At 68.6% G+C, this 11,180-nt stretch carries 11 protein-coding genes and 1 tRNA gene; 9 read left to right on the forward strand and 3 right to left on the reverse strand.

Going from position 1 to position 11,180, the window contains the following annotated elements:
- Positions 1-10: 10 nt before the first annotated feature.
- Positions 11-547 (forward strand): transcriptional regulator, encoded by a 537-nt coding sequence (locus tag R2707_02700; protein ID MEZ5243979.1) that lies wholly within the window; start codon positions 11-13, stop codon positions 545-547.
- Positions 548-553: 6 nt separating this feature from the next.
- On the opposite strand, the gene R2707_02705 is transcribed toward R2707_02700, so the two are convergent.
- Together R2707_02705 and R2707_02710 are read right to left on the reverse strand one after the other, a co-directional pair.
- Positions 554-1,282: a hypothetical protein gene (locus tag R2707_02705; protein MEZ5243980.1), complete on the reverse strand. Its 729-nt coding sequence runs from the start codon at positions 1,280-1,282 to the stop codon at positions 554-556.
- Positions 1,282-2,418, reverse strand: a complete 1,137-nt coding sequence (locus R2707_02710; protein MEZ5243981.1) for a hypothetical protein — start codon at positions 2,416-2,418, stop codon at positions 1,282-1,284. Before R2707_02710 ends, R2707_02705 begins: the two co-directional genes overlap by 1 nt.
- 117 nt (positions 2,419-2,535) lie before the next feature.
- On the opposite strand from R2707_02710, the gene R2707_02715 reads away from it, so the two are divergent.
- The 7 genes from R2707_02715 (at position 2,536) to R2707_02745 (ending at position 8,396) form a co-directional block, all read left to right on the forward strand.
- A complete protein-coding gene (locus R2707_02715) occupies positions 2,536-3,936 on the forward strand; it encodes a DUF512 domain-containing protein (protein ID MEZ5243982.1) in 1,401 nt (466 codons plus the stop codon).
- Positions 3,933-5,246, forward strand: a complete 1,314-nt coding sequence (der, locus tag R2707_02720; GenBank protein ID MEZ5243983.1) for a ribosome biogenesis GTPase Der — start codon at positions 3,933-3,935, stop codon at positions 5,244-5,246. Before R2707_02715 ends, der begins: the two co-directional genes overlap by 4 nt.
- Before the next feature lie 49 nt (positions 5,247-5,295).
- Positions 5,296-6,378 (forward strand): PP2C family protein-serine/threonine phosphatase, encoded by a 1,083-nt coding sequence (locus tag R2707_02725; GenBank protein ID MEZ5243984.1) that lies wholly within the window; start codon positions 5,296-5,298, stop codon positions 6,376-6,378.
- Positions 6,379-6,426: 48 nt separating this feature from the next.
- Positions 6,427-6,636 (forward strand): hypothetical protein, encoded by a 210-nt coding sequence (locus tag R2707_02730; protein MEZ5243985.1) that lies wholly within the window; start codon positions 6,427-6,429, stop codon positions 6,634-6,636.
- A gap of 54 nt (positions 6,637-6,690) precedes the next feature.
- The gene (locus tag R2707_02735) at positions 6,691-7,578 is read left to right on the forward strand and encodes a fructose bisphosphate aldolase (protein ID MEZ5243986.1); all 888 of its coding nucleotides are present in this window, start codon (positions 6,691-6,693) and stop codon (positions 7,576-7,578) included.
- A gap of 70 nt (positions 7,579-7,648) precedes the next feature.
- Positions 7,649-7,726, forward strand: a tRNA-Pro gene (locus tag R2707_02740).
- A 70-nt stretch (positions 7,727-7,796) separates the two neighbouring features.
- Positions 7,797-8,396 (forward strand): sulfotransferase, encoded by a 600-nt coding sequence (locus tag R2707_02745; protein ID MEZ5243987.1) that lies wholly within the window; start codon positions 7,797-7,799, stop codon positions 8,394-8,396.
- On the opposite strand, the gene R2707_02750 is transcribed toward R2707_02745, so the two are convergent.
- Positions 8,384-9,013 carry a hypothetical protein gene (locus tag R2707_02750; GenBank protein ID MEZ5243988.1) on the reverse strand — a complete coding sequence of 210 codons (630 nt, stop codon included), beginning with the start codon at positions 9,011-9,013 and terminating at the stop codon, positions 8,384-8,386. The genes R2707_02745 and R2707_02750 overlap by 13 nt on opposite strands.
- 115 nt (positions 9,014-9,128) lie before the next feature.
- Between R2707_02750 and R2707_02755 the strand changes: the two genes are divergently transcribed.
- The gene (locus tag R2707_02755; protein ID MEZ5243989.1) at positions 9,129-11,141 is read left to right on the forward strand and encodes a hypothetical protein; all 2,013 of its coding nucleotides are present in this window, start codon (positions 9,129-9,131) and stop codon (positions 11,139-11,141) included.
- Positions 11,142-11,180 lie beyond the last annotated feature (39 nt).

Consider the following 11,180-nt stretch of genomic DNA (forward strand, 5'->3'; position numbering starts at 1 on the left):
GGTTTGGCGAATGTCAGAAACGAACATGACGCAGGAGTACAGCAAGCGCGTCGGCGATCGCTTGCGTGCCATTCGGCGCCAGAAGCGATTGTCGCTCCAGGAAGTCGAAGCTGCGTCGGCGCAGGAGTTCAAGGCGTCGGTGTTGGGCGCCTACGAGCGAGGTGAGCGGGCGATCTCCGTACCTCGACTGCAACGCCTGGCCCGCTTCTACAACGTTCCGGTCGATCAGTTGCTGCCGGCTGATGTCGGTCCGAGCTTCGGCCTCGCCCCGGCCACCGAAACCGTCATCGACCTCACCGACCGGCCGGGCCGCCGCGAGGGCGAGTCGATCACCATCGATCTCACCCGCCTCGAGAAGCTGTCGGGCCCCGAGGCCGAGATGCTCAATCGCTATCTGACGATGATCCAGGTGCAGCGTCAGGACTTCAACGGTCGCGTGCTCACGATCCGGGCCAACGACCTCCAGGCATTGGCGGCCATTCTCGGCACCGGTGTCGACGGCGCCGGGCCTCGCCTCCACGATCTCGGTCTGAGCTACCAGCCCTGACCCCGGTCACGGGAGCAGCAGCACCGTTCCCGGGTGGATCAGGTCGGGATCGGGACCGATCGCGCCCCGATTCAGTGCGATGACGGACTGCCAGTAGCGGGTCACCGACTCGTCGTCGGTGGGGTCGCCGCGTTCGGCCAGGGTCTCCTCGGCCACCCGCCACAGATGATCGCCCCGCTGGACGAGCCAGGTTTCGGCTGCGGCCGGCGCGGTGTCGGGCTCGACGTCCGCGACCGGCGAGGCCGCACCCGCGACGACCGAAGGGCCGAGATCCTGCAGGAGCGCGGGTTCCGACTCGGGTTCGGTGTCGGCCGGCCCGAGGTCGTGCAGCAGGGGCGGCGGGTCGGCGGCGAGGGTGCCGGCCGGTGCCGACGCGCCGACCACGACGGCGGACGCAAACGCGACGCGGCGGATCGCTAGCGGGGCCGCTCGGTGCCAGGCTCGCACCGCCGGCCGCCAGCGGACCGCGGTGGCGAACGCGCCGAAGGCGGTGACGGCGAGGATCCACGCGGTGAACGCGAGGGCGACATGGCGCAGGAGCGACATCGTCGCCGACGCAGTGCCGACCGCCTCCCACCATGTCGTGAACTGGTCGGCTCGGGTCGGGGGAGACGGGATCGGCAGCGCGATGAGGGTGACGAGGACGACGAGGGCGATCGCAGCCAGGCCGGCAAGGCGCCCGACCGCGGCTCGGTCTGCGCCGGTGGTGCTGGTGGTCGTGGTCGAGTGGCGCATCAGGCCTCCGGGGTGAAGAGGTGGGAGCCGTCTGGCTCGAGTACGCGGAGCCGATGACAGCCGTCGTCCTCGACCGCTTCGAGGTCGATGGCGGCGGGTTCGACGCTGGTGGCGACGGCCGCGAGGGCCGACCCTGGCTCCGGCCAGCGGTCGAAGACGGCCACCGTGCGATCGGCGATTCGTAGCAGCGCCGGTGTCGCGATTCCGTCGCAGTCCCAGTCGCCGAGCACTGCGATGTCGCCGGGCGCGCCGAGTCCGTAGCGTCGGCCGTCGTGGACGAACTCGACGCCGAGTTCCGGCCCGGTCGTCGTGGGCGGGGTCGTGGACGGGGTCGGGGTCGTGGTTGTCGTCGGGGTCGTGGGCGGGGCGGAGGCGGTGCTGGTCGTCGCGCTCGCCTCTCGCTCGGTCGTGGTTGGTGGTGCGGAGCCGGGCGGGGTGGACACCGAGAGGGTCTGCTCGTCCGATGCGTCTCCCGGTGAGCCGAGGAGCAGCGCCAGTCCGCCGATGACCAGGACGGTGAGGCAGGCCACCAGCACGACCCTCGGCGGGAGGTGGGGACGGCGGCGTGACGCAGACCGGGTCGGCGTCTGCCCGGCCAGCGACGCGAGAGCCGCTGCGAGATCGCGAGCGGTCAGCTCGTCCGATGTCGCCTGTCGGGCGAGGTCGTCGAGCTCGCGTCGCAGATCGTCGGGTGCGGCCGCAGAGAGGTCGCGGACGATGCCGGCGAGCGCCACGAGGTCGTCGCGTTCGGTGGCGGGGTCGAGCGGTCGGGCATCGGCGAGCCCGCACAGGATCGGAAGTCGATCACGGTCGACCACGATGTGTTCGGCGACGAGCGCGCCGTGGCTCGTGCCCGACTCGTGGAGATCCGCGACCGTCGAGGCGACGCGGGACAGTCCGTCGACGATGTGGTCGCCGGTGGAGGGAGGTGTGCGGGCCCAGGTGTCGGTGCCGATGTAGGCGGTCTGGAGTTCGGCCTGCTCGCCGTCGACGAAGGCGACGAGGCGAACGATCCCGGGGTGGTCGAGCCTTGCGAGCAGTTCGGCCTCGTTGCGACGCCGATGCGGGTCGTCGGGGTCGGCTCGCTTGACGGCGATGAGTTCGTCGCCGCGGCGTCCGACGGTGATGCCGCTCATGAGGGGGCCGACGTGGTGTCCATGTACATGAAATAGCATGAAAGCTATACGAAGGCAACCACGTGGGGTGCCGTGCGTCATCAGGGGTCATGGCAGCCGGACCGGTAGCCTGTGCAGATGTCGTCGCCCCGAGTCGTTGCGGTCGAGCCGGGTTCGCCGGCAGCACGCGCCGGTATTCGCGCGGACGACGAGATCAGGGCGATCGATGGCGAGGTCCCCCGAGATGTGATCCGCTGGCAGATCCTCACCGACGAGCCCGAGGTGCACCTGTCGCTGGATCGCGCCGGTACGCGGATCGAGACCGTCGTCCACAAGGCCGACGGCGAACCGCTCGGCGTGGAGGTGCACGCTGCGGTCTTCGACAAGGTCCAGACCTGCGACAACCACTGCGAGTTCTGCTTCATCCACCAGCTCCCGAAGGGAATGCGTCGCTCCCTCTACCTGAAGGACGACGACTATCGACTGTCGTTCCTCTACGGCAACTTCACGACGCTCACCCGCTTCACCGAACTCGACCTGGAGCGCGTCATCACCGAACGGCTGTCGCCGCTCCACGTGTCGATCCACGCGACCGACCCGGAGATCCGGGCCGACATCCTCCGGAATCGTCGTGGAGCGGTGTCGCTGCGCTGGCTCCGGGCGCTCCTCGATGCCGACATCGAGGTGCACGGCCAGGTCGTGGTCTGTCCGGGTCTCAACGACGGTGACGTTCTCGACGACACCCTGGCGGGCGTGCTCGAGCGGTTCTCGGAGCTCGCGACCGTGTGTGTGGTTCCCCTCGGGGTCTCGCAGTTCAACACCCAGGAGCGCATGCGGCCCCACACCCTCGCCGAGGCGGAGCGCGTGGTCGACATCGTCGAGTCGTGGCAGGCGACCTTTCTCGAGGCGGTCGGGCGACGCGTCGTGTTCGCCGCCGACGAGTACTACCTGCTCGCCCAACGCCCCTTCCCGCCCGCCGAGGTCTACGAGGACTTCCCGATGCACGAGGACGGGATCGGGATGGCCCGCACCCTCGAAGCGGAGTTCCTCGACCCGACCGCAGAGCCCACCGGTACGCAGGCGGGCTTCTTCGCATGGGTCGACGGCGCTCCGGCGGAGGGATATCGCGCCCCTCGCACCGACTCTCCGGCGCTCGCGGTGTCAACGGGCGAGGCCGTGTCCGCACCGGTCGCGCTCAAGCCCCGTCGCGGCGCGCCCGTCGGCGTGCTCACCGGCACACTCGGCGCCCCGATCATCGAACCGCTGGTGGCTCAGGTGGGTCGCGACGACGTGCGGGTGATCCCGGTGCCCAACCACTACTTCGGCGGCAACATCGGGGTGACCGGTCTCATGGTCGGCGAAGACCTCGCCCGTGTCCTGGCCGAGGAACCCGAAGGCCATCGCTACGTCCTGCCCGATGTCTGCCTCAGTCGAGGAGTGTTCCTCGACGGCACCCGGCCCGAGGATCTTCCCCGGCCGGTCGAAGTGATTCCCACCGATGGTGCAGCACTGCGCCGCGCGCTGGAGGCAGCCCGATGAGCAAACCCGTCGTCGCGATCGTCGGCCGACCCAACGTCGGCAAGTCGACCCTGGTCAACCGCATCCTCGGTCGCCGAGAGGCGATCGTCGAGGAGCGTCCCGGCGTCACCCGCGACCGCAAGGAAGTGGAGTGCGAATGGCTCGGCCACCACTTCCGCCTGCTCGACACCGGTGGCTGGATGAACGACGGCGACGAACTCGACGACAAGGTCACCGCCCAGAGCGAGCAGGCCATGAAGGACGCCGATGTCGTGCTTTTCGTGCTCGACTCGACGGTCGGGGTCACGCCCGACGACGAACAGGTCGCCAACCTGCTGCGACGTTCGCCGATCCCGGTGCTGGTCGTGGCCAACAAGGTCGACGACTCGAGCCATGAGGCCGCAGTGTGGGAACTCCTGGGGCTCGGCATGGGCGATCCGTTCCCCGTCAGTGCCCTGCACGGGCGCGGCACCGGCGACCTTCTCGACGCGCTGATCGCCGTGCTGCCCCCGGGAAGCGACGAGATCGATGTCGACGAAGAGCTCGATGCCGACGACGAGAAGATGTATTCGGTGAGCCTCGTGGGACGACCCAACGTCGGGAAGTCGACACTCTTCAACCGGCTCATCGGTGAGGAGCGATCCGTCGTCCACGACCGTCCGGGCACGACCCGCGACGCGATCGACACCATCGTCGAGACCGACAGCGGGCCGATCAAGTTCATCGACACCGCGGGGATGCGCCGCAAGTCCCGCATCGACGAGGACACCGAGTACTACTCGACGGTGCGGGCGCTGAAAGCGGTCGACAAGTCCGACGTCGCCCTCCTCGTGATCGACGCAACGGTCGGCATCACCCATCAGGACCAGCGTCTCGCCGAACGGGTCGACGGCGCCGGTTGTCCCATCGTGATCCTGCTCAACAAGTGGGAACTGCTGAACACCGAGCAGCGGGAGAAGATCGCCGACGACGTCGAACGAAAGCTGTCGTTCCTCGCCGATCCGCCGGTGCTGCGTATCAGCGCCCTCACGGGAAAGGGAGTGAACCGGCTCTGGCCGGCGCTCCAGACGGCCGTGGGGGAGTATCGGACCCGCATTCCGACCCGTGAGGTCAACAAGGTGATCCGCGCTGCGCAAGCGGCCCAACCCGCTCCCCACGGCGCGCGGGTGCTGTACGCGACGCAGGGGGCGACGGATCCGCCCACCTTCACCCTGTTCGCGAACCGTGAAGTGCCGGTGACCTACATGCGCTATCTCGAGCGCTCGCTGCGGGAGGCGTTCTCCCTCGGATCGACCCCGATCAAGCTGCGGGTCCGAAAGCGCAGCGACTGAGCGCTACCATTCTTTCACCCAGGACACCGCCGACCCCCGAGGAGGCCTGATGAGCAGCATCGTTCTCGGCGTTCTCGCCGTGATCTCGGCCGTCGCCGCCGGCGTCTACGCCCACTCTGCTCGCCTTCGTCGGCGCCTGGTGCATCTGGTCGACAGCGATCCGAGCGTCGATCGCGAAGCTCATTCGCTCGCGTTCGCCTCGTACCGCAAGGAAGCCCACACCTCGATCTTCTATGGGCTGCTCGCCCTGGCGTCGGTCGTGGTTGCAGTGGCGGGTGGCGGTGAGTCCGTCACGGCGGTCTTCGGCGTGCTGATCATTCCGGCGGCCGCAGCCCTGTGGTGGTCGCGCAGTTCGAGCCGGGAAGCCCGCATGGCCCGCAACCGCTACGACCTCGAGCGGCGGGCCGGCGAGGCGCTGGAGCAGGAGCAGCTCGCGCCGAAGGCGTGGGCCGCCCGACTGGCGCCCGAAGAGGTGCCCGACTTCAGCGGGTTCGAGATCGGCCGGGTCTACCAGGCCGGTTCGGGCCTCATGGCCGGCGACTTCTTCGACGTGCATCGCGTCGGCCCCACCCGTGTCGCCGCGGTGATCGGCGATGTCGCGGGCCACGGCATCGAGTCGTCGATCACTGCATTCCAGGCGAAGTACCTGCTCAGGGTATTCCTGCGACAGTTCCGCGACCCGGCCCAGGCCTTCGAGGAGCTCAACGCCCAGCTGGCGGCCGGCGATCGCCACGAGGAGTTCATCTCCGCCGCGGTCATCGTGTTCGACACCGAGGCCGGCACCCTGCGCTACGCCTCGGCCGGGCACCCTGCCGTCTTCTTGTTCCAGGAGGACGGCACCAAGCCGCTGCGCTCCACCGGACCGCTGCTGATGCTCGATCCGAAGGCGCACTACTTCTCCCGCGAGATCCCGATGGAGAGCGGCGACCTCGTGGTCATGTACACCGACGGTCTCGCCGAAGCCCGGGCCGGCAACTCCCTGTTCGGTGAGGAGCGCATCATCAAGACGGCGGAGCGGGAGCTCAACGCTGCCCCCGACGTGCTGTGCAAGGCGCTGCTCGACGCCGCGAAGGATCACGCCGGCGGGGTGATCGACGACGACACCGCCATCATGGCGATCCGTCGAGACTGACCGCCCGAGCGCGCAGCAATCACGCACCGGACCCGTAGCCTCGAATCGATGCCGTGGTGCGAGCCGTGTGAGAAGAACTGGACGCCGTCGTCGCTCAATGCCGACGGGACCTGCCCCGATTGTGGGGAGCCGGTCGAGGGCACTCCCGGTGTCGACCACACGCCACACAAGACGCCGTGGCACTTCTGGGTCGGGGTCGCCTTCGCGGCCGCCTACCTCGGATGGCGGGCAGTCCAGGGCTTGATGCTGCTCTTCTGAAGCAGGTCGTCCGACCCAAGCCTTCGGTCGCGGACGCGCCTATCCTGACCGCTCATGAACGCGGACATGCTCGAGAAGATCAAGACGGAGAGCGGCTTCATCGCCGCATTGGACCAGAGCGGTGGCAGCACGCCCAAGGCGCTGAAGCTCTACGGGATCGAAGAGGACGCATACAGCGGCGAGGACGAGATGTTCGATCTCATCCACGCGATGCGCAGCCGTATCTGTACCAGCCCGAGCTTCGATGGCGACCGGGTGCTCGGCGCCATCTTGTTCGAGATGACGATGGATCGCGAGATCGAGGGCATGGGCTCGGCCGAGTACCTCTGGAACGTCAAGCGCGTCGTGCCGTTCCTGAAGGTCGACAAGGGCCTGGCCGACGAGGAGAACGGCGCCCAGGTGATGAAGCCGATGCCCGACCTCGACGACCTGTGCGAGCGCGCGGTTGCCAAGGGCGTGTTCGGCACGAAGATGCGCTCGGTGATCAACGAGGCGAATCAGGCCGGCGTCGATGCGGTGGTCGATCAGCAGTTCGAGGTCGGGAAGCAGATCCTCGGCCATGGCCTCATGCCGATCATCGAGCCGGAGGTCAACATCAATTCGTCGACCAAGGCCGAGGCGGAGGAGCTGCTGAAGGCGGCGATCCTGCGCAATCTCGACGGCATCGCCGACGGCCAGCAGGTCATGCTGAAGCTGACGCTGCCCGAGGTCGACGGGTTCTACGCCGATCTGATCGCCCACCCGAAGGTGCTCAAGGTCGTTGCCCTCTCCGGTGGCTACTCGCGACAGGAGTCGAACGAGCGGCTGTCGCGCCAGCACGGCATGATCGCCAGCTTCTCCCGCGCGCTCACCGAAGGCCTGTCGGCCCAGCAGAGTGACGACGAGTTCAATGCGCTCCTCGACTCGGCCGTCGGCAGCATCGCAGCCGCCTCCGCTACCTGAGCCCCGCGCGACACTTTCGAGCGAAACGAGTGGGGCGACGGTCGTGAGACCGGTATCGTCACACCCGTCACGGGCTGTGGCGCAGCTTGGTTAGCGCGTCGGTCTGGGGGACCGAAGGTCGGAGGTTCAAATCCTCTCAGCCCGACCACGAAAGCACCCTGAGAATCCCTGCCCCGGCAGGGATTCTCGCCGTTCAGGCGCTGGTCTATGGTCTGGCGATGGATGTCCAGGTGATCGGGGCCGGTTTCGGCCGCACGGGAACACTCTCGATGAAGGCGGCGCTCGAGCAGCTCGGGTTCGGACCGTGCCACCACATGCTCGAGGTCTTCGCCCGGCCCGAAGACGCCGCCGGCTGGGCTGCGGTGGTGCGCGGCGAGCTCGATTCGCTCGATCAGCTTCTCGACGGATTCGGCAGCTGTGTCGACTTCCCTGCATGCACCGCGTGGGAGCCGTTGTGGCGGGCCCGGCCGGGGTCGAAGGTCCTCCTGACGGTGCGTCCCGCGGCTGACTGGTGGAAGAGCTTCGACGCGACGATCGGCCGGGAGATCCAGAAGGCCGATCACGAGCTCGCACAGGCGATCTCCGAGGTCGTCTTCGGCGGTCGGGCCGACGACGAGGCGACCGCCGTGGCCGCCTACGAGGCGCACAACGCCCATGTCATCGAGACGGTGCCGGCCGAGCAGCTCTGCGTCTACCAAGTGGGGTCCGGGTGGGAGCCGCTGTGCGAGTTCCTCGGGGTCGACGTGCCCGACGACCCGTTTCCCCGCTCCAACAGCACGCAGGAGTTCCTCGAGATGCGGGGCGCTCAGGGCGACTGACGGACCGTCCGAGCCTGGGTCCGCTCGTAGCCGACGCCCCAGAGGAAGAGTGCCGCGACGACGCTGAGGGCGACACCGACGAAGGGCCAGGGCTCAACGGCCGTGCGCGAGGTGAACGGATCGTCGCCGACCGAGAAGCCGGCCGACACCGGAACCCTGCGGGTCGTTCCGTCGCCGTCGGTCACTTCGAGCACCTGGCTGTCGACCTGGACGCGATGTGGACCGGTCTCGACGGCGAAGAACCGCCCGGCGGTCTCGCGACTGGTTCCCCGGCCGTTGCTGACGGTCTCGACGTCGAGCGGCTCGCCTTCCGCCGACACGCGAAGGTTCCTCGGGCCGGCACTGGCGAACCCGGCGCCGTACACGCCGTAGTACGAGCCTCCGTCCAGGTCGACGATCGTTGCGGCAGTGTGGGTTCCCCATCGATCGCGGTCCGGGCCCCGCTCGGTCGGAGTGATCCCGTCAACGAGGAACACCGCCGCCGCGATGAGAGCGGCGGCGATTCCGATCGCGAACGGCAGCCAGGTCGAGGCCGTCGTGGGCGCCCTGGGCGGTGGCGGCGGCGGGGGAGATGTACCCGGGCCATCGGCTGAGGCGCCACTCTCGGTCCACGACATGCGGACGAACGCTAGCCGCCGGGGCCGGATCTGGTCACTGATTGTGGTGGTCTCGCACCGCGGTTAGCGTCGCGATTCGGTTCGCGGGGGATGCGGACTCGAAGGGGGCGTCATCATGGGTCGGAGCCGTCGGGTGCTCAGCGCAGGCATCGTCTGCGCGTTGTTCACACTGAGTGGGTGCACGTACATCGGGCGGGTCAATGTGCCCTCCGGCAACAGCGGCGGCGCGCCGCCGAGCGTGGTTGCGAGCACCGACCCCGCCATCTCCGGCGACGGCGCAGTCGTGGCCTTCGTATCGGGTGCGACCGGCCTCGTGCCGGGTGACACCAACGCGACAGCCGACGTGTTCGTTCGTGACGGAAATTCGACCACTCGGGTGAGCCTGACCGATGCCGACGGCGAGTCCGCGGGTGTCGCGTCGGCGCCGGCGGTGTCGGCCGACGGTCGGTTCGTGGCGTTCGTGTCGACGGGTTCGGATCTGGTCGTCGGTGACACCAACGGGGTCGCCGATGTGTTCGTGCGCGATCGCGTCGCCGGCACGACCGTGCGGGTGAGCGTCCGCAGCAACGGCAACGAGGCCAACGGGGCGAGCTCCGAGCCCTCGATCAGCCCCTCGGGCGAATGGGTTGCCTACACCTCTACGGCGACGAACCTCGTCAGCGGCGACGGCAACGGCGTGGCCGATGTGTTCCTGTCCGCTCGCACCGGCGGCGACACCACACGGGCGAGCGTGCCCGACACCGTGACCCGACCGTTCCAGGAGTCGAACGGCGCCAGCTCGCAGCCCCAGGTGAGCGACGACGCGACCGGCTACCTCGGTGACGGCGCGCCGGTCGTCGCCTTCTCCTCGAACGCGACGAATCTCGAGGGCACGGATGGGAACTCCGGCAGTGACGTCTTCGTGACGACTCGCCTGTTCGGCGCGATCACCCGCACCCTGCGGCTGAGCGACAGCGCCGAGATCTCCTCCTCACCCTCGCTCGCCGTGATCGGCGGTGGCCCCCGCCTCGTGGTGGCCTTCGTCGAGGGCGACGACGTGGTGGCGGTGGAACGAGAGTCACCGGTCGACCTCGCCGGTGTCGCCCGCCGGACCGTCACGGTCGACTTCGACGGCAATCCTGCCAACGGACCGAGCTCGTCCCCGACGGTCTCGGCCGACGGACAGTTCGTGGCGTTCGCCTCGTCGGCCGGGAACCTCGACGGTGGCAGCCTTCCGGCCACCGCCGGCGACATCCGCATCGGCCGGGCCACGGAGCCTCGGATCGATGGTGTGACTCCCGGCCGCGTCGGCTTGCTCGAGACGCGTGATCTGACGATCTCGGGTCGGAATTTCCAGCCCGGCGTCGTCGCCGTGTCCCTCGACGGGCTGACCGTCAACTCCACGACGTTCGTCTCGCCGCAGGAGCTGGTGGTGAACGTCACCGCGACCGTTGCGGCCGCCGCCCAGGACTTCCACACCCTCTATGTGGTCACACCGGGCCGCGGGTCGAGCCCTGAAGGGGCGCACACCGCGACGTGCGACGACTGCATCGAGATCGCGGCGGTGGTCGAGCAACCGGGCGATGTCGACATCGAGATCACGGCGATCTCGCTTGAGATCGGTGGCTTCGACTTCGCGACGCCGAGCTGTGTCCTGGGGGCCTGCCCGGCCATCCCGGGCACCGTGACGGTTGACGGGGATCTCGAATTCGGACTCGACTCCGTCGAACTCGATCCGATCGAGATCCCGATCGAACTGATCCCCGGTCTCGAGGTGACGGTGGGCGTGGCTCCTCGCTTCGTCGCTCCGAGCGGCACCGTGGTGCCGGCCAATGGTGCCTTCACGCTCGGCTTCGGGTTCGAGGTCGGCCTCGAGAACGCCTTGCTGCCGTCGAGCTGCGCCATCGGCCCGGTGCAGGCATCGCTCTCCGCCGGTCCGGGCGGTGACCCGCTCGGCATCGCCTACGACCAGAACACGGGAACGGCGACCCTCCACGGTGGATTCACCGAGGAACTCGCCATCAGCGGCTGCGGGTTGTTCACCGGCGTGCTGAACACCGCGTTCGGTTTCCCGGTCCCGATCGCCGAGAACCAGTTGGAGTTCGCCGTGCAGCTCGACCCGGTCCTCACGGGCACGGTCGTTCCGTAGCGGACCCACGGAATCGGGCCGGGTGGGACCCCTCCGGTA

The sequence above is a fragment of the Acidimicrobiales bacterium genome, from assembly GCA_041394245.1.
Classification (GTDB): Bacteria; Actinomycetota; Acidimicrobiia; order Acidimicrobiales; family Aldehydirespiratoraceae; genus JAJRXC01.